This is a genomic window from Salisediminibacterium halotolerans, assembly GCF_003814815.1.
Lineage (GTDB): Bacteria > Bacillota > Bacilli > Bacillales > Salisediminibacteriaceae > Salisediminibacterium > Salisediminibacterium halotolerans.
On record NZ_RKQQ01000002.1, the window covers coordinates 407,317 to 424,668 of the forward strand.

The window sequence follows — 17,352 nt, forward strand, 5'->3', positions numbered from 1 at the left end:
GGTATTTCTTGACGGTCGACAGAAAAATAAAATATGAAAAAATATGGTCGAAAAAGAATATACCGGGCCTTTTCCAGCTGTTTCAGTGTGATATAATACGAAAAGAGAAAAGGGGGATACGCATGCAATACAGTGTCAAACTCCACAGTTTTGAGGGCCCGCTCGATTTATTGCTGCACTTAATCAATCAGAACGATCTTGATCTATATGATATCCCTGTAAGGGAAATTACCGAGCAATATATGACATATATTCATGCAATGCAAGTGCTTCATTTAGATATCGCGAGTGAATACCTCGTTATGGCTTCCACGCTTCTGCATATGAAGAGTCAGCTGTTGCTCCCGGTCGAGGAAGAACCGTTTGACGATGAAGAGACTTGGTATGAAGAAGATCCGCGGCAAGATTTAATGGAGAAATTGATTGAATACAAAAGATATAAAGAAGCGGCGGAAGATTTTAAACAGCGGGAAAAAGAACGGAGCAATCTTTATTCAAAACCGATAACAGATTTAACACCGCTTTTGGATGACAATGAACATAATGTAGCTGCTCCATCGGTGAAAGCTTCGCTGTTTGATTTGTTACAAGCGTATAAAAAAATGAACGTCAGAACGGAAAAAAAAGCGCCGAATGTTACCACGATTGAACGGGAATCGATTCCGATTGATCAGCAAATGACGCAAATTATGCTCCGTTTGGAAAAATCTCAAGGCAAAAGCACTTTTTCGCAGTTAATCGGGGAGACATCCCCGCACGAAAGTGTTGTCTCGTTTTTAGCGCTTTTAGAACTTATGAAATCGCATGCTGTAATATGCAAGCAAGTTGGGAATTTTCAGGATATATGGGTATTTAAACAGGAGGTGCCGATGCTTGCAAAGTCATGAAATTAAAGCGGTGATTGAAGGCATGCTTTTTGTCAGCGGAGAAGAAGGTATAGATGAAAAGCAGTTAATGGACGTGCTCCAAATCGACCGAAAATCATTGAAATTTTATATAGCCGAGTTGAAATCATTATACGAATCATCTCACCGCGGTATTCAATTAGTCGAAACCGCAGGTTCTTATCAGCTGACGACGAAACAAATTCACGCTGATTATTATAAAAGACTGGTACAATCGCCGTCTTCCACGACGCTCTCACAAGCTGCGCTTGAATGCCTCGCTGTTGTTGCCTACAAACAGCCGATACAGCGAATCGAAATTGAGGAAATTCGCGGTGTGAAGTCTGAACGGCCTTTACGAACGCTCGCGGCGAAAAATTTAATTAAAGAAGTCGGACGTGCAGAAGGAACCGGGCGGGCAATTTTATTTGGGACAACGAAAGATTTTCTCGATCAGTTCGGTTTGAGCTCACTTAATGAACTCCCGCCGCTTCCAGATACGGCAAATGACGAAACGATTGAAGAGGAAGCGGATTTGTTTTTTCAGCGCTTTCAACAAGACGTATCACAGCAGCATGATGAGAATTAAAAAAACGCTCCTTATGAAGCGTTTCAGACTGTAGACAAACTATATTTTGATGTCAGCCATGAATCCACTACCCTCCGCTTGCCCCGGGCAAGGACTCAGCTAGTATTCGGCGGCCCGAGACCGCCGAATCCGGATCTTCGTCTCTTGCTTTCCCGGAGGCGTCGGAGGAGTGGATGCATGGCTTCTTTTTTATGAATACACTCGCTTCAAAAAAGAGGATGACCCAGCATCCCGGCTTTCTCCTGCGGGATAGCGATACAGGCGAGACCCTGCAGGGCGTCAGCCCGAAGCGGCTCGGCGCTCGCCCGCGGACTAGTAAGACACGGCGAAGTCTTTTTGAGCCGATGTCGCAGTGATACCTTTAGGTGAAAGAAGCCGGACGATGCGTCGTCATCCGTTCCTTTTAACATGACATCGATCGATGTCATGACTTTGTCAACACTCTAAAACGCTCCTTATGGAGCGTTTTTTCATGACGGCAGTGTGAATCGTAATTGTGCGAGAAGCTGATCAAATTCAGCTGTCAGCTGTTTTGAGCGGTAAACAACTTTTCCGGCTTCAGACTGTGTGTTTGAAATACTTCCCGGGAAAACACTTTTTAGCTGACGGTCAGTTGTATACCAATGCTCTTCCAGATAACGGTGAAAACTGCGGAGGAAATCATCGATGATCGCCAGTTCGTTACGGGAATAAACGTCAACGAGAACATCGCGGTCTATCAAAAAATGTTTAGGCGCTAGTTCGATTTCACGTTGATGAATATCAACCGTTTGCTTAAACACTGCATTTCGTATGTTTAGACATTGGTATTCGACAGTACGTTTTACTTCTTCTCTCCACTCTGCATCGAGCGCTTCATTAGAAAGGAATTCTTCTTGAACAGGACGGGTTTGTTGCGCAGGGGTTAACGGTTTGGTTTCTGTGTTTAATCTGAGCGACTGAACCCGGCGATAGATGAGCAAAGATAAGGTCAATACAGCAATATGTATGATCATAACGCCAATCGCTGTTCCCCAATATACGATGGTCATAATTTCTCCCTCTCCCTAAAAATTTTTACAATACTAATCGGTGAGTTCTGTATGCTCCATTCTAATACAATTTTTAAATCAGTTCGATCGTTTAAGGGAAGATTCTTTGAAAATCCATTGTTCACAAAACTGTCATTATAAATATATTGAATCAAAGCAGGTCGACCGATACTATACTGGTAGGGGTATAAAGCAGAGGGGGAATTCCAATATGGATCGGAGAAACTTTTTAAAACGGGCGTCGGCAGCAACCGCGGCAGCCGCAGTCGTTACGACGCAATCAAAGTGGGCCGTTGCTTCTGGGGGAGAAAGCAACAAACAAATTGGCTCAATCATTGATTTAACCAAATGCGACGGATGCGAGCATAAAGATACGCCGCTTTGTGTCGCGGCATGCAAGACGAAAAATGCTGACCGCTTTCCACAGCCCGCCGGCGAAATTATGGATTATTGGCCGCGGGATCATCATGAGGACTGGTCGAACGAACAAGACCGAACAGATCAATTAACACCATACAATTGGACGTTTGTTGATACTGTCAGCGTTGAACATAACGGAGAGTCAAAGAAAGTCCACGTTCCAAGGCGATGTATGCATTGCGATGATGCAACGTGTCAAAAGCTTTGTCCGTTTGGTGTGATTTATAAGAGTGAACGGGGTGCCGTTGAAATTGATGAAGATTTTTGCATGGGCGGTGCAAAGTGCCGTTCTTCATGTCCTTGGGATATTCCGCAGCGCCAAGCTGGTGTCGGGATCTATAAAGATTTGCTTCCGCAGCTCGCCGGCGGCGGTGTTATGTATAAATGCGACATGTGCGATGATTTGTTGGCAATAGGTGAGAGACCGGCATGTGAAACGAGCTGTCCGCAAGATGCAATCACTTTCGGACCGTTAGAAAGCATCAGACAAGAAGCGAGACAAAGAGCTGAACAAATGAACGGCCACGTGTACGGTGATATGGAAAACGGCGGCACACACACATTTTATGTTTCAGAAGTCCCTTACGAAAAAATTGATGAAGCGATTAAAAAAGAAAAAGCTGCACAGCCGGAGAACATGCCCGGCCGGCCGCACATGGAACCGGAATTTGATAACTTGCTGGATACAGCACACGGGTTTACACTCGCGATGGCGATCGCACCGTTTGCCGGAGCAGCAGCAGCAGGGATTACCGCGTATAAGACAATGAAAGGCGACAAAAATAAGGAGGTGATTATTGATGAATCAGAAAAGGAGTAAAGTGATTCGTCAACCCTTATCCAACCGCTTTGTTCATTGGACTGCGGCAATTTCGATATTTATGCTTATTATTACCGGTTTAGGGCAAATGCCATTATACGGACGTTATTTAGGTCCGAATCCGCCCGCTCTTCTTGCATGGCTGCAAGATTATGAAGTGACTTTATGGCTTCATTACCTTTTTGCAACAGTACTAATTTTTATTTTGATCTATCATATTATTTTTCATGCATTGCGAAAAGAATTTGACATTGTTCCGAGAAAAGGAGACGTTAAAGCATCCTATCATCTCATGAAAGCAATGATCTTAAAAAAAGAAGAACCGCCGAGTGAAAAATATTTGCCGGAACAGCGTCTTGCTTATGCGTTTTTTGCAGTATCTTTGCTCCTTGTCGTTGTGACCGGAATAGCAAAAGTTTATCAAAATATCGCCGGAGTCCAGCCATCCAATTGGTTTTTCGTTGTCATGGCGGCAGGCCATAATATTGCTACCGTTATGATTATTATGGCGATCATCGGTCATTTAGCAGCGTTTATTTTTAAAGCAAACCGCCACATGCTTCCGGGAATGTTTACGGGGAAAGTTGATAAAGAGTATGTCGAAGAGCGCCACAGTTTATGGTACGAAGAAATGAAGAAAAATCAAAATAAGAAAACATCGTAACGATGATTGAAAACACCTGTCTTGCTACAGGTGTTTTATTTGTAATACGGTCAAAAAAAAGATAAAATTTTAGTTTGAATTCAACAAATATCGAACGGCATTCGGTTGAGATGGAGTGAAAAAATGGAACGCTTGCAAAAGGCAATAGCTCAAGCCGGGATTACTTCCAGAAGAAAAGCGGAGAATTTAATATCAGATGGACGTGTTTATGTTAACGGTAACCAAATCACCGATCTCGGAACGAAGGTAGACCCGGATAAAGATGAAATAAAAGTCGACGGTGTGAGAATAAATAAGGAAGAAAAGGTATATCTGTTGCTTTATAAGCCGGTCGGCGTCATTTCAGCCGTTACAGATGACCGCGGCCGGAAAACTGTCACAGATTATGTGCCGAACGATGTGCGTGTGTTTCCGGTCGGCCGTCTCGATTATGACACATCCGGTGTTTTACTGCTTACAAATGACGGTGAATTCGCGAATATGATGATGCACCCTTCCTATCACGTCTCCAAAACATATATTGCTAAAATAAACGGAATTCCTGCTCAAGAAGCGTTAGAAAAGTTAGCAGCCGGAATTGATCTCGCAGACGGCATGACGGCTCCTGCGACGGCATCCCTTAAGAAAAAGGACTATGGAGAAAAGACGGCTGTAATTGAAATCACGATTCACGAAGGCCGAAACCGTCAAGTTCGCCGCATGTTTGACGCTCTCGGATACTCCGTTTTGGAATTAAAACGGATTCATTTAGGACCGGTTGATGTGAAGGGGATGAATGCCGGCGAGTGGCGGGAATTAGAGCAGCAAGAAGTGGATGCGCTTCGAAATCAAGCGCTCAATTAAGATTAAAACAGTTCAGATTGTTTACTGTTAACATTTTTAAAATAGTGTTAATATAGCAGTGTAATGTTTTCAGATATGATAGTTGTGTATTTAGGAGGTAAACTAATGAAAAATCGCCGGTTTATGATGCGGCTGTCAATTTTAGCTGTCATGATTGCGGCTGTAGGGTATACGTTGTACATTAATTTTTCTGAAGAACGCGGGCTTGTCGATGCAGGTGATGAAGCGCCGAACTTCGCTGTGAAAAATTTGACAGATGACGAAATTGAATTGGCAGACTACCGCGGCGACGGTGTTTATATCAATTTTTGGGCGACCTATTGCACGTATTGCAGGGATAAAATGGGTTACTTGCAAGACCATTATGAAGACTACGAAGAAGAAGGAGTCAAAGTGCTTCATGTCAATGTCGATGAAACAACTCTGCAAGTAGAGCGTCATAAAGAACGGTTTGGCTATGATTTTGATATGTATATTGACCGCGGCATGCTGGTGAGCAATGAATACGGTGTCCACTCGCTTCCGGCAGCGTATTTAATAGATGAAAACGGCGAAGTGATTGAACGCCATGTCGGGGCACAAACGGAACAACAGGTGCTGTCATCGTTGGACCGCTTAATACCGGGATCATAACAACGGGGGATCAAAATGGAAAAAGTAAAATGTGAATGCGGCCACGAGAACCCTTACGGAACATATTTATGTGAATCGTGCGGGAAGCCGTTAAAAGAAGAAGAAGGTAAACTGGCGAATATGCGCTATGAAGGAACGGCAAGACGTTCACAGACATACCGCAAAAACGTCGTGGATAAAATTTGGAACTTTTTCTCATCCGTTAAAGTCGGCATTTGGATCATCATCATTTTGTTAATTGCTTCCTCGCTCGGGACGGTTTTTCCGCAGGAAATGTACATACCTCCGGCTGCAGATCCATCAGTGTATTACTACCAGGAATACGGCACGCTCGGCCAGCTTTATTATCAGCTCGGTTTTCATAATCTGTACGGTTCTTGGTGGTATATTCTGATTTTAGCGGCTCTCGGTATTTCGCTTGTTATAGCCAGTCTTGACCGGGTTGTCCCGCTTTATCGCGCTTTGCGAAAACAGCGGGTGACCCGTCACAGCAAATTTCTTGAGCGTCAGCGTCTTTATGCGGTATCAGAAGAGACCTACGCGGATCCGGTGCAAAAATTGGATGAGGCAGCGGAAGCATTAAAAAAGAAGCGGTATAATGTGCGCAGAGAAAACGGCCATCTCTTGGCAGAGAAAAACCGTTTTGCCCGCTGGGGTCCTTATGTCAATCACGTCGGTCTGATTATATTTTTAATCGGCGGTATGCTTCGGTTCTTCCCGGAAATGTATGTTGATGAAAGCGTCTGGGTCCGTGAAGGTGAAACGGAAATAGTTCAGGGGACAGACGGAGAGTACTATATACACAATAATGAATTTATTGTCGAGTATTATGATGATGAAAGAGACGATCAGTTCCAGGAAGCTTTAGAAAATCAGCAGGATCCCGTTGTCGAGACGTACGAAACACAGGCAACACTCCTCAAACCTGAAGCGGGCGGGACGATCGGAAGCGAGACCGACCTAGAAAAAATTAAAGACCATGACATTCGCGTGAATGACCCGCTCACATACGACGGGTACTCATTATATCAAGTCGATTACAAGCTGAATGAATTTTCGAAATTTACATTTGCACTTGAACTTGATGACGAAGAAATAGCCGGCACGGAGTTTACAGTCGATTTAAATGATCCTGCGATGTCGTATGATTTGGCTGACGGTTATACCGTGGAAATTATGGAATATTTCCCTAATTTTGAGATGGATGAGAACAATGAACCGACGACGATCAATCGGGTCCCTGACAATCCGCGAATAATATTTGAAGTTTTTCCGCCGGACCTTGATCCCGATGACCCTGATACAACGGGCGAAATCAGCTTTTTAGGTGTGCAGTTAAATGAAGCGTTAACCGAAGACAATGAATATGCGATCCGTTTAACAGATGCAGACTTGGTTGATGTCACCGGGCTGACCGTGCGCCGTGACCGTACACTGCCGTTTTTAATCGCAGGGGGAGCAATCTTTATGATCGGGCTGATCCAAGGTTCGTATTGGCATCACCGCCGTATCTGGGCGCAGCACAGCAACGGTAAAATCATTGTCGCCGGACATGCGAATAAAAATTGGTATGCGTTGAAGAAAGATTTTCAATATGCGCACGAACAAGCGGGACTTCCTTATCCGGATGACCAGGCAGAACTAAACGAAGAAGAAGGAGGCAGCAGCGAAAATGGCTCAACTAAGCAGTAATTTATTGTACGCAGCATTTTTTCTGTATTTACTATCGACTGTATTCTATGCAGTATCTATTACCGGCCGGAAATTTAAAGATCGGGCGGGGACGGAGAAAAACCGTGCAGCTCTGCTTGGTTATATTACGGCCATTTTTGCTGTTTTAACATCGCTCGGGTATTTTGCAGCCCGTTGGATCGCCGCCGGGTTTGCACCGGTCAGTAATATGTTTGAATACACTGCCGCACTGGGGATCGCAATTGCTCTTGCTTTTGTGATTATATACCCGCTGTATAAAAACAATTATTTAGGGTTGTTTACGATGCCCGTCGTCATGCTGATCATTGCGTACGCCTCAATGTTTCCGCGCGAAGTGGAACCGCTCATCCCGGCGCTGCAATCGGATTGGCTGACGATCCACGTCATTACGACGGTGATCGGTCAAGGCATTCTTGCAATCAGTTTTGTTGCCGGTCTTATTTATTTGTTAGCGATGATAGATTTTACGAAAAAAACGAAAAAAGTCAAAAGCATGGAATTCATTCTATTTACTTTGATTGCAGCTGTTGCATATATTGTACTGGGCTTTGGGTTCGGTGCAGCCGGTTATGAAGCTGAATTCTCTTATGTCAATGAAAATAATGTTGAAGCAGAACTGAGCTATTTTTACCCGCCAATACTCGGCCCGAATGAAGGAGAACTCATAACTGAGCAAGGGTTTGAGCCTTTGGTTGAGATGCCGGCAAATGTACGCAGCAATGATGCAAACACCGTGATCTGGTCGGTCATGGGCGGTTTATTTCTATACGGGCTGTTGCGGCTGAGTTTCCGCAGACCTGTAGGAGCGATGATTCAACCGCTTGTAAAAAATGTGAATCTCACGACAGTGGATGAAATCAGCTACCGGGCTGTTGCGATCGGATTTCCGATTTTCACCCTCGGGGGATTAATTTTTGCGATGATCTGGGCGCAAATTGCCTGGACCCGTTTTTGGGGATGGGATCCGAAAGAAGTATGGGCTCTGATCACGTTTTTATTTTACGCGGCGTACCTGCATTTGCGCTTGTCGCGAGGCTGGCACGGCGAGAAGAGTGCGTGGCTTTTGATTATCGGCTTTGCATTAATCATGTTCAACCTGATATTTGTTAACTTAGTTATCGCAGGGTTGCATTCGTATGCATAAGAAGCAAAACAGGTTTTTCGCCATTGTTGCGGAGACCTGTTTTGTATTTTTGCTGCATCCGTATGTGTACACGAAGGGGAATTGTCGTGTTACAATAAAAAATGTGAACAAGATAAGAACATTTGGTGAATTTTTGAAGAAATCCGTGATTGAACTAAGGGAGGAATACAACAATGGCAGAAGAAGCAAGAATTTTAGTAGTAGATGATGAAGAACGGATCCGCAGGCTTCTAAAAATGTATTTAGAGAGAGAAAATTATCAGGTTGATGATGCAGAGAACGGTGAGAAAGCGCTCGATAAAGCACTTGATATCGATTACGATCTAATTGTTCTTGATTTAATGATGCCGGGAATGGACGGGCTTGAAGTGTGCCAAGAGCTGAGAAAACATAAAGCGACACCTGTCGTAATGCTCACGGCAAAAGGAGAAGAAGCGAATCGAGTCGATGGTTTTGAAGCAGGCACGGACGATTACATTGTTAAACCTTTCAGTCCGCGTGAAGTGGTTCTGCGTGTAAAAGCGTTGTTAAGAAGAGCGTCTTCGACGAAGTTTTTGCAAACCGAAACAACGACGAAAGACGTGCTTGTTTTTCCGCATTTAACGATAGATAATGACGCACACCGGGTAACAGCGGATGGCAATCATATCAGCTTGACGCCGAAAGAGTATGAACTGCTTCATTATATGGCTCAAGCGCCGGATAAAGTTTTTGCTCGTGAACAGCTGTTAAAAGATGTTTGGAATTATGACTTTTTCGGCGACTTACGCACTGTCGACACCCACGTTAAGCGGCTGCGCGAAAAATTAAATAATGTTTCCCCAGAGGCGGCCAATATGATTTCAACTGTATGGGGTGTCGGATATAAGTTTGAGGCTGTGGAAGAGTAATGCTTTTTTGGCGAAGTGTTGTAGGAAAGTTATGGTTTACCATACTGCTGTTAGTTTCCGTTGTACTCATTACACTTACGATTCTTCTCCTGCAATACTTTGACCGCTTTCATACAGATCAGGCGGAAGAGGAATTAATGAATCATGCATCGTTAATCGTGTCCGTATTGGAAAACGAAGAAACAGAAGATATGGGCAGGGCCATGAGTCAAACGATTTCAGAAACTTACGGGACGAACGCGCTGATCATTGCAGATGAAGATGATTCGTGGTATTTATCAGATGAAGGCGGTCTATTTTTACCGGAGAGTGTTTTCTTTGAAGATGAAGAACTGTCAGCGGTTATTAATGATCGAGATCCTGTTGTAACCGTCGGCGATTATACGGAAGACAACGCTGATAACGAAGCAATGATTGTCGGTCAGCCGTTTACGTTCTCCGATAATCAAGAAGGCTCGTTATATTTATATCAATCGTTAGATGTTGTTGATGAAGCAGCTGATCAGACAACGAATATTATCCTTTTATCAGCCGGGATAGCGATTGTTTTGACAACAGTTTTCGCTTTCTTCTTAACCAGCCGTGTTACGGCTCCGTTAAGGAAAATGCGCCATGCATCATTGCAAGTTGCGAAAGGTAATTTTGATACGAAAGTACCGATTTTGACGAATGACGAAATCGGTTTGCTGGCAATCGCGTTTAATCGCATGGCGCGGGCGCTGAACACAAATTTAACGGCTTTAAACCAAGAAAAGGAACAGCTCTCACGAATATTAAGTTCAATGGCCGACGGTGTGATCACACTTGACCGTGAAGGCGGTGTGATGGTGACAAATCCCCCGGCGAACGAATTTATATCGGCTTGGCTGTATGAACAAGGATATGACGCTGAAGAATCCGGCCAGCTGCCGGCGGAATTGCAATATTTATTTCAACAAGTTGTTTCTGAAGAAAAAGAGCAAATGGGTGAAGTAGATGTCCAAGGCCGCACATGGGCGATGCTGATGTCGCCTCTGCATGATCAAGAACATATCCGCGGCGCTGTTGCTGTTCTGCGGGATATGACTGAAGAAAGACTTCATGATAAGCTGCGTAAAGATTTTCTCGCCAATGTTTCTCATGAATTGCGCACGCCGATTTCAATGCTCCAAGGTTACAGTGAAGCGATTGTCGATGATGTCGTTGAAAGCGATGAAGAAAAAAGAGAGTTGGCGCAAATTATCCATGATGAATCGTTAAGAATCGGCAGGCTCGTCAATGAGCTGTTAGATATTGCGAGGATGGAAGCGGGGCATATTCAGCTTAACTATGAAGAGTTGGATATGACCGAATTTGCAGAACGGATTTTGCGAAAGTTTCAAGGTGTGGCAAAAGAACATGATGTTGAATTAATCGGCGATATTCAGCCGAGTGAATATAAGCTGAACGCAGACTCAGACCGGATGGAACAAGTTTTAACGAATTTGACTGATAATGCGATTCGGCATACATCAGAAAACGGTTCAGTCACACTTCGTGTCCTGCCGGAAAATGCCGGAGTGCGAATAGATATTGAAGATACGGGAGCAGGAATAAATGAAGAAGATCTTCCGTTTGTATTCGAGCGTTTCTACAAAGCTGATAAAGCACGCACGCGCGGAAATACAGGAACCGGCCTCGGCCTTGCGATTGTTAAAAATATTGTTCAGGCTCATGGCGGGAAAGTCTCTGCTCACAGTAAGGTGGGTGAGGGGACGACGTTCTCTGTCTGGATTCCGGATAATGAAGATCTCAATTAATTAAAAAACAGACTGCAGGGATCCAGTGATATTCACTGGATCCCTGGTTGCAGACAAACGATTATTTTCACGGGCTGGCGTCTTTGTAAATTTCCCGCATAAAATGACTGATCTCAGGGATAATCAGCTCATTCATCGCTAATTTGACAGCGCCGCTTGAACCGGGGGTTGAGAAAACAGCTGTCTTGCCTCGTACCCCGGCAACTGCTCTTGATAGCATAGCTGCTGGACCGATGTCTTTTGCAAAACTCAAATAGCGGAAGAGTTCTCCGAAACCGGGGAGTTCTTTATCGAGCATGGCCGAAACAGCTTCAAACGTTGTGTCGCGAAATGTAATACCGGTTCCGCCGTTGATGATCAGCGCTTCAATTTCTTCTTTTTGATCGGCGTAACGAATCCAGTGCTGTATACTGCTGTACTCATCCTGCACAATTTCACGCCTTAATATTTGGTGGCCGCTTTCTTCCAGCTTTTCTTGAATAATCGAACCGCTTTTGTCCGTAGCGATTGTTCTCGTATCTGATACAGTTAAAATCATACAAGCGACCGATTGTTGAGCTTCTGTTTTATGTTCATGCACACTCATGATAAAACCTCCGTTTATATACTGTCGTAACGTTTATTTTATCTTTCTTCACAGTTCGTGACAAATAGAGCAAAGCGCTTTTCTATGTTATGATAATCAAACGAGTGAGGTTTAAGAAGGGATGATGACAACGATGAAAATTTACACGAAAAGCGGCGATCAGGGAGATACGCAGCTGATTGGCCGCCGGGTTAAAAAATCGAACGACCGGGTTGAAGCATATGGCACTGTCGATGAATTAAACAGTCAGCTCGGTTTAGCGCTGACAGCTATAAAAAACGAAGAATTTGCGGATATGTACCGGGACGGCTTGCGTATTCAGCATGAACTGTTTGATCTTGGCGGCGATTTGGCAAATGTGACGGGGAAAGCAGACTGGAGTTTACAGGAAGAAGCTGTGTTAAATCTTGAACGGAGAATTGACGTTTATTGGGATGAAGCACCGCCGATTGAGCGTTTTATTCTCCCCGGAGGTGAAGAGGCTTCAGCTCATCTTCATATTTGCAGAACGGTTGCAAGAAGAGCGGAACGTGCCGTTGTGCATGTCGCTGAAACAGAAGAAGTTCCGCCGCAGGCGATCCGCTATTTAAACCGGCTGTCAGACTTTTTCTTTGCCGCAGCAAGAGCTGTAAATGTCCGACGGGAGCAAGAAGACATTTATTATGAGCGCGGAAAGAACGTTTTTAAATAAATCAAAAAGAACCCCGGAAACAATCGTTTCCGAGGTTCTTACTATTGAAAGGATAATTATACGAGGATCTCCACGTCTGCTTCTTCACGCAGCTCGTCAGCCAAATGTTCTTGTTTTAATTGAAATTCAATTTGTTCAAGCATCTCGTCTTCAAGCTCATCGAAATCTTCCTGGCCTTCTTGGCCGCCTGTCATTTCTTCATAGTATTCTTGTACATCGTCATCATCCAGTTCGACGTTTCCAACAAGATGGAACATTTTTGCTTCTTGCTCGATGATTTCATCTTGTTCTTCTTCCGGTATGCCTTGTTCTTCAAGCATGGCATTGATATCTTCACCAATGAAATTTTCTAATTCTTCGATCGCTTCTTCGCGCTCATCGTCACTGAGCTCGAGCTCTTCAGTCGCGCGTTCCATCAGTTCGTTATCAACCATAAAATTGACAACATCTTCTTGCATTTCATCCAGCTCATCATCACTTAACTGATGCCCTTGCATTTGCGCTTGCATGACTTGCATTTGCATTGTTTCTTCAAGTTCTGCTGCTGTAATTTCTTCACCGTCTACAGTCGCAACCGGTTCGTCTGGGTCCATGTCGAGTTCAAACTCATCCATTTCCGGCATGTCTTCTTCGCCCATACCTTCTTCCAGTTCATCTTCAATGTTTTCTTCATTCAGTTCGTTTGCTTCATTGTTCTCATTTGTTTCATTTTCTTGTTCATCATTCTCATTTAGAAGATTCGCGTTATCTTCATTGTTGCCGTTTCCTTCATCAGCTGTATCTTCACCATTGTCACCGCAAGCAGTCATAACTACCATTGCAGATAACGGGAGTGCAAACAACGCAGTGCTTTTCATTCTCTTCATCCTCAACATCAACCTTTCTTGACTACTAAATAACTTGCATTAAATCTCACCATACCATAACGTAACAGATCAATTCAATTTTTAAATTCTATAAAAATATGGAGAAAAAATTCTGCACCCGCCGGAATTAACCGGCGAGTGCAGGCGATATCTTAAAGTTCGATGCTTGAGACAGAAACAATTTCTTCAAACTCGGCAAATGCTTTTAAAACCTCTTGATCACATTCTTTATCAGTACCTAACAGCATGATCGCGTTGCCGCCTTCAAAGCTTCGTCCGACTTGCATCGCAGCAATGTTAACGTCATGTTTTCCTAGGAGCTGTCCGACTTTGCCGATCACTCCGGGACGGTCGTTGTGCTGGACATAGAGCGTATGGTGCGACGGCTGAAAGTCCAGGGCAAATTCATTGATTTTGATGACGCGCGGACCAAATTCATTGCTGTATGTTCCGGAAATCTTCAGCGTCCGTTTTTCTCCGCTGATTTCAATTTCAATGAAGTTTGAGTATCCGCTCGATTCTGTCTCGTGCGTTTCAGAGACATTGATTTCCCGATCTTTAGCGACGTGGGATGCATTGACTTCATTGACGTATGCATCGATTCGGTGGCGGAAAAAACCAGCCAAAAAGCTGCGGTTAAATAATCCGGTATCTTGATGCGACAGTTCGCCGGCGTAACTGATCTTTATCGCTTTCACCGGTTCACGGAAGAGCTGTGATGACATATCACCGAGCATGCGGGTTAATTTAGTGATCGGCGACAGCTTTTCAAAGACGTCAGCATCCAAGTAAGGGAGATTTAACGCGTGCGGTGCAGGCTTACCGTTTAAATAACCGAGCACCTCAATCGCCACTTGTTCAGCTACGTTTGTTTGCGCTTCTGTTGTGGAAGCGGCAATGTGCGGGGTTGTAATCACTTGCGGCAATTTCGTTAACGGGTGATTATCAGCCGGTTCGTCTTCGTAAACATCAACGGCTGCACCTTGGACAGGACCGTTTTCAATTGCATTATACAGGTCATCCTCATCGATAATCCCGCCGCGGGCACAGTTTAAAATGTAAACGCCGTTTTTCATTTGATTAATACGTTCAGCGTTTATCATGCCTTTCGTTTCCTTCGTCAGCGGTGTATGGAGGCTGATGAAATCGCTCGATGCAAGCAGTTCATCCAGTTCGACAGGTGTTACGCGATTTTTTTCGGCGCGCGACTGAGTTAAAAACGGATCATAAGCGATCACGTTCATGCGGAACGCTCGAGCGCGGGCAGCAAGTTCTGCGCCGATTCGGCCAAAGCCGATGACGCCGAGTGTTTTTCCGTACAGTTCTGTTCCTTGGTAAGATTTGCGATCCCATTTGCCTTCTTTCATCGATTGATTTGCCTGCGGAATATTGCGGACGAGCGACGCAAGCATGGCGAACGTGTGCTCTGCCGTCGAAATCGTGTTGCCGTCCGGCGCATTTACGACGACGACACCGTTTTCTGTTGCAGCGTCTAAATCGACATTATCGACGCCGACACCGGCCCGGCCGATGATTTTTAAGTTCGGCATTTGTTCAATCAGCTCTTTAGTGACAGTCGTGGCACTGCGGATTAAAAGTGCATCGACTTCTGCAAGCGGCGTTGCAGTGCTGTGAATATTTTCACGAACGACTTCGACAACATCACTTTCCATCACAGGCTGCAAACCCTTTTCACTCATTTGGTCAGATACTAATACGGTAAATAATTGATTTTCACTTTTAACAGCTTCTTTAACTTCCACTCTGCTCATCTCCCAATCATAATATTCTGATTTGTTAATATTAACACGGAATTCTGATAATTTACTACCGTAACGTGTTAAAAATTTTCACAATATTATGTAAGCGTTTGCTTCTCGAGCCTTTGATGAAGGATGTTAGATGGTGAATTCAGGAAGTGATTGTTTTGTGAATTGCAACGGCGGCGCATTCAAGATACAATTTACGTAAAAGAGCTGTCGAGTCAAAGTCTGAGCACGATTTTGGAAGGGGTAACGCATATGATTAAACAAGTGAAAACAAAAAAAATATATGAAATTGTCGCCGAACAATTAACGGAAATGATCGTTAATGGAGATTATGAACCCGGCGAACGCTTAGGCTCTGTTCAAAAACTGTCTGAAGACTTTGATGTCGGGCGCTCGGCGATCAGAGAGGCGTTAAGCGCCTTGAAGGCGATGGGGCTGATAGAAATTCGCCAAGGTGAAGGCACGTTTGTAAAACATCACATCGTCGATGTTTCGAAAGAGATGATTCCGAATGTGATGGAGCGAAACGATCTTATTCAGCTTTTTGAAGTGCGCAAATTAAATGAGACAGGCGCGGCCGCTTTGGCTGCAAGCAACCGCGATGAAGACGATTTGACCAATTTACAGACTATACTGGATGAAATGAAATTAAATGAGGGCGACGGCGTACTCGGTGAACAAGCTGATATTCGCTTTCACATGGCGATTGTAGCTGCAGCAAAAAACCCGATGCTGGAAAGGTTAATGGAAACCATATCAGAAACGGTGAAAGAATCGATGAAAGAAGCCCGTCAGCTTTTTTTGTATACCGACGAAGAAAAGATGAAACAATTGTACAATGAACATGTACAAATATTCGAGGCGATTAAAGCTCAAGACAGTTCCGCAGCTTATGAAGCGATGTACACGCATCTAGCCGGCGTGGAAAAGGAGATTTTTCTTAAAGAGGAGAGAGAATAGGAGACGATAAATGTGGGAAAAAGAACTGTTAAATACAGCAATGTTTGAAAGTCTGCAGGAAGAGGATGTTCGTTCCGTTATCGAAATGAGCAGAGAGGTCCGCTTAAAAGATAAAGAAATTCTTTTTCATGAAGGAGATGAAAAACACAGCTTCTATGCGATCGGTGAAGGAACGATGCTTATCAGCAAACTTACCGAAGACGGCGATGAGAGTTTAATCAATGTTCTTGGAAAAGGGGAAGTGTTCCCGCATGCAGGTTTGTTTGATAAAACGCCTTATCCCGGCACTGCACAGGCGAAAAAGCAGGTTCGCGTGTTGGCGATTCCTGTTCAGGGCTTGGAAGAGCTGATTTATAACCGTCCGGAAATGGCGATCCGAATGATCCAGGTATTAAATCATAAATTGCATTACTTGCAAAAAAAGTTAAATGAAGTGCTCTCTTTAGACGTCTCTTCCCGTCTGCACTCGGCTTTCAGTCATTTATATGACGTCCAAGGAAAAAGAATTGATTTAACGCATCAAGAAATCGGCAATATAATCGGGGCGACGAGAGAGACGGTCAGCCGGCAGTTGAAAAAGTGGGAGCGCGCCGGCTGGCTTGAGGTTCGAAAAGATTGTGTTGAAATTATCGATGAAGAAAAGTTTCAACCGTAATGTAAAGAAAAAACCACCGTCAATCAGCCGGTGGTTTTTGAATGAAATCTATTCGAATTTCAGAGCGTCGCCGTCAAACGGCTCTTCAGCAATTTTAATTGAATCTGTCGGGCACCCGTCAAGAGCATCTTCCATGTCTTCATAAAGCTCTTCCGGTACAGGTTTCGTTCCAGTGTTATCATCGAGGATAACCCAAGCGATCCCGTCATCATCATAATCATAAATGTCCGGTGCCGCTGCTCCGCACGCACCGCATGCAATGCATGTGTCTTTGTCGACAATAGTGTACTTTGCCATACATATAACCTCCCATAATTTAATATTCCGACCCTTTTCTCTCTGTATCAGGGGTTTTTTCTAGAACAGCTTCGTAAGATGAAGTATGTTCTATCTGTTTTTATTGTAAAGGTTATCAC

General features: G+C 44.1%; 19 protein-coding genes. 13 read left to right on the plus strand and 6 right to left on the minus strand.

Annotated elements, in window-relative coordinates:
- Window positions 1–122 precede the first annotated feature (122 nt).
- Window positions 123–887 (plus strand): segregation/condensation protein A, encoded by a 765-nt coding sequence (locus EDD67_RS04965; RefSeq protein WP_121438871.1) that lies wholly within the window; start codon window positions 123–125, stop codon window positions 885–887.
- Window positions 874–1,473: an SMC-Scp complex subunit ScpB gene (gene scpB / locus EDD67_RS04970; RefSeq protein WP_121438870.1), complete on the plus strand. Its 600-nt coding sequence runs from the start codon at window positions 874–876 to the stop codon at window positions 1,471–1,473. Before EDD67_RS04965 ends, scpB begins: the two co-directional genes overlap by 14 nt.
- Window positions 1,474–1,679: 206 nt before the next feature.
- Here scpB and EDD67_RS04975 read toward each other — a convergent pair whose 3' ends face one another.
- Entirely contained in the window at window positions 1,680–1,901 is a 222-nt protein-coding gene (locus tag EDD67_RS04975) for a hypothetical protein (RefSeq protein WP_123875803.1), read from the minus strand.
- Window positions 1,902–1,943: 42 nt separating this feature from the next.
- Window positions 1,944–2,504 (minus strand): hypothetical protein, encoded by a 561-nt coding sequence (locus tag EDD67_RS04980; protein WP_121438868.1) that lies wholly within the window; start codon window positions 2,502–2,504, stop codon window positions 1,944–1,946.
- Between the two features lie 211 nt (window positions 2,505–2,715).
- Between EDD67_RS04980 and EDD67_RS04985 the strand changes: the two genes are divergently transcribed.
- The 8 genes from EDD67_RS04985 (at window position 2,716) to EDD67_RS05020 (ending at window position 11,409) form a co-directional block, all read left to right on the plus strand.
- A complete protein-coding gene (locus EDD67_RS04985) occupies window positions 2,716–3,744 on the plus strand; it encodes a 4Fe-4S dicluster domain-containing protein (protein WP_121438867.1) in 1,029 nt (342 codons plus the stop codon).
- Window positions 3,725–4,408 (plus strand): formate dehydrogenase subunit gamma, encoded by a 684-nt coding sequence (locus EDD67_RS04990; RefSeq protein WP_121438866.1) that lies wholly within the window; start codon window positions 3,725–3,727, stop codon window positions 4,406–4,408. The genes EDD67_RS04985 and EDD67_RS04990 overlap by 20 nt, the downstream gene beginning before the upstream one ends.
- A gap of 123 nt (window positions 4,409–4,531) precedes the next feature.
- The gene (locus tag EDD67_RS04995) at window positions 4,532–5,251 is read left to right on the plus strand and encodes a pseudouridine synthase (protein ID WP_121438865.1); all 720 of its coding nucleotides are present in this window, start codon (window positions 4,532–4,534) and stop codon (window positions 5,249–5,251) included.
- Window positions 5,252–5,356: 105 nt separating this feature from the next.
- A complete protein-coding gene (gene resA, locus EDD67_RS05000) occupies window positions 5,357–5,884 on the plus strand; it encodes a thiol-disulfide oxidoreductase ResA (RefSeq protein ID WP_093071579.1) in 528 nt (175 codons plus the stop codon).
- 15 nt (window positions 5,885–5,899) lie between these two features.
- Window positions 5,900–7,576 (plus strand): cytochrome c biogenesis protein ResB, encoded by a 1,677-nt coding sequence (resB, locus tag EDD67_RS05005; RefSeq protein ID WP_121438864.1) that lies wholly within the window; start codon window positions 5,900–5,902, stop codon window positions 7,574–7,576.
- Window positions 7,557–8,741, plus strand: a complete 1,185-nt coding sequence (ccsB, locus tag EDD67_RS05010) for a c-type cytochrome biogenesis protein CcsB (protein ID WP_121438863.1) — start codon at window positions 7,557–7,559, stop codon at window positions 8,739–8,741. The genes resB and ccsB overlap by 20 nt, the downstream gene beginning before the upstream one ends.
- A gap of 173 nt (window positions 8,742–8,914) precedes the next feature.
- Window positions 8,915–9,631, plus strand: a complete 717-nt coding sequence (locus tag EDD67_RS05015) for a response regulator transcription factor (RefSeq protein WP_093071576.1) — start codon at window positions 8,915–8,917, stop codon at window positions 9,629–9,631.
- On the plus strand, window positions 9,631–11,409 hold the full coding sequence (locus tag EDD67_RS05020) for an ATP-binding protein (protein ID WP_121438862.1): 1,779 nt from the start codon (window positions 9,631–9,633) through the stop codon (window positions 11,407–11,409). Before EDD67_RS05015 ends, EDD67_RS05020 begins: the two co-directional genes overlap by 1 nt.
- A 67-nt stretch (window positions 11,410–11,476) precedes the next feature.
- On the opposite strand, the gene EDD67_RS05025 is transcribed toward EDD67_RS05020, so the two are convergent.
- A complete protein-coding gene (locus tag EDD67_RS05025) occupies window positions 11,477–11,995 on the minus strand; it encodes a MogA/MoaB family molybdenum cofactor biosynthesis protein (RefSeq protein ID WP_121438861.1) in 519 nt (172 codons plus the stop codon).
- A 133-nt stretch (window positions 11,996–12,128) separates the two neighbouring features.
- Between EDD67_RS05025 and EDD67_RS05030 the strand changes: the two genes are divergently transcribed.
- A complete protein-coding gene (locus EDD67_RS05030; protein ID WP_121439164.1) occupies window positions 12,129–12,686 on the plus strand; it encodes a cob(I)yrinic acid a,c-diamide adenosyltransferase in 558 nt (185 codons plus the stop codon).
- 56 nt (window positions 12,687–12,742) lie between these two features.
- Here the strand turns inward: EDD67_RS05030 and EDD67_RS05035 are convergent, their stop codons facing one another.
- Together EDD67_RS05035 and serA are read right to left on the minus strand one after the other, a co-directional pair.
- Entirely contained in the window at window positions 12,743–13,543 is an 801-nt protein-coding gene (locus EDD67_RS05035) for a SurA N-terminal domain-containing protein (RefSeq protein ID WP_158638139.1), read from the minus strand.
- Between the two features lie 161 nt (window positions 13,544–13,704).
- Window positions 13,705–15,324: a phosphoglycerate dehydrogenase gene (gene serA, locus EDD67_RS05040; protein WP_121438859.1), complete on the minus strand. Its 1,620-nt coding sequence runs from the start codon at window positions 15,322–15,324 to the stop codon at window positions 13,705–13,707.
- 249 nt (window positions 15,325–15,573) lie between these two features.
- On the opposite strand from serA, the gene EDD67_RS05045 reads away from it, so the two are divergent.
- Entirely contained in the window at window positions 15,574–16,281 is a 708-nt protein-coding gene (locus EDD67_RS05045) for a FadR/GntR family transcriptional regulator (RefSeq protein ID WP_093071674.1), read from the plus strand.
- A 10-nt stretch (window positions 16,282–16,291) separates the two neighbouring features.
- The gene (locus EDD67_RS05050; RefSeq protein WP_093071572.1) at window positions 16,292–16,936 is read left to right on the plus strand and encodes a Crp/Fnr family transcriptional regulator; all 645 of its coding nucleotides are present in this window, start codon (window positions 16,292–16,294) and stop codon (window positions 16,934–16,936) included.
- A 48-nt stretch (window positions 16,937–16,984) separates the two neighbouring features.
- Here the strand turns inward: EDD67_RS05050 and EDD67_RS05055 are convergent, their stop codons facing one another.
- Window positions 16,985–17,233, minus strand: a complete 249-nt coding sequence (locus EDD67_RS05055; RefSeq protein WP_093071571.1) for a ferredoxin — start codon at window positions 17,231–17,233, stop codon at window positions 16,985–16,987.
- Between the last annotated feature and the right edge of the window lie 119 nt (window positions 17,234–17,352).

Bases quoted from the DNA above. Each gene is read 5' to 3' on its own strand.
- EDD67_RS04965 (WP_121438871.1), top strand. From the start codon at position 123: ATGCAATACAGTGTCAAACTCCACAGTTTTGAGGGCCCGCTCGATTTA.
- EDD67_RS04975 (WP_123875803.1), bottom strand. From the start codon at position 1,901: ATGACATCGATCGATGTCATGTTAAAAGGAACGGATGACGACGCATCG.
- EDD67_RS04980 (WP_121438868.1), bottom strand. From the start codon at position 2,504: ATGACCATCGTATATTGGGGAACAGCGATTGGCGTTATGATCATACAT.
- EDD67_RS04985 (WP_121438867.1), top strand. From the start codon at position 2,716: ATGGATCGGAGAAACTTTTTAAAACGGGCGTCGGCAGCAACCGCGGCA.
- EDD67_RS04990 (WP_121438866.1), top strand. From the start codon at position 3,725: ATGAATCAGAAAAGGAGTAAAGTGATTCGTCAACCCTTATCCAACCGC.
- EDD67_RS04995 (WP_121438865.1), top strand. From the start codon at position 4,532: ATGGAACGCTTGCAAAAGGCAATAGCTCAAGCCGGGATTACTTCCAGA.
- resA (WP_093071579.1), top strand. From the start codon at position 5,357: ATGAAAAATCGCCGGTTTATGATGCGGCTGTCAATTTTAGCTGTCATG.
- resB (WP_121438864.1), top strand. From the start codon at position 5,900: ATGGAAAAAGTAAAATGTGAATGCGGCCACGAGAACCCTTACGGAACA.
- ccsB (WP_121438863.1), top strand. From the start codon at position 7,557: ATGGCTCAACTAAGCAGTAATTTATTGTACGCAGCATTTTTTCTGTAT.
- EDD67_RS05015 (WP_093071576.1), top strand. From the start codon at position 8,915: ATGGCAGAAGAAGCAAGAATTTTAGTAGTAGATGATGAAGAACGGATC.
- EDD67_RS05020 (WP_121438862.1), top strand. From the start codon at position 9,631: ATGCTTTTTTGGCGAAGTGTTGTAGGAAAGTTATGGTTTACCATACTG.
- EDD67_RS05025 (WP_121438861.1), bottom strand. From the start codon at position 11,995: ATGAGTGTGCATGAACATAAAACAGAAGCTCAACAATCGGTCGCTTGT.
- EDD67_RS05030 (WP_121439164.1), top strand. From the start codon at position 12,129: ATGAAAATTTACACGAAAAGCGGCGATCAGGGAGATACGCAGCTGATT.
- EDD67_RS05035 (WP_158638139.1), bottom strand. From the start codon at position 13,543: ATGAAAAGCACTGCGTTGTTTGCACTCCCGTTATCTGCAATGGTAGTT.
- serA (WP_121438859.1), bottom strand. From the start codon at position 15,324: ATGAGCAGAGTGGAAGTTAAAGAAGCTGTTAAAAGTGAAAATCAATTA.
- EDD67_RS05045 (WP_093071674.1), top strand. From the start codon at position 15,574: ATGATTAAACAAGTGAAAACAAAAAAAATATATGAAATTGTCGCCGAA.
- EDD67_RS05050 (WP_093071572.1), top strand. From the start codon at position 16,292: ATGTGGGAAAAAGAACTGTTAAATACAGCAATGTTTGAAAGTCTGCAG.
- EDD67_RS05055 (WP_093071571.1), bottom strand. From the start codon at position 17,233: ATGGCAAAGTACACTATTGTCGACAAAGACACATGCATTGCATGCGGT.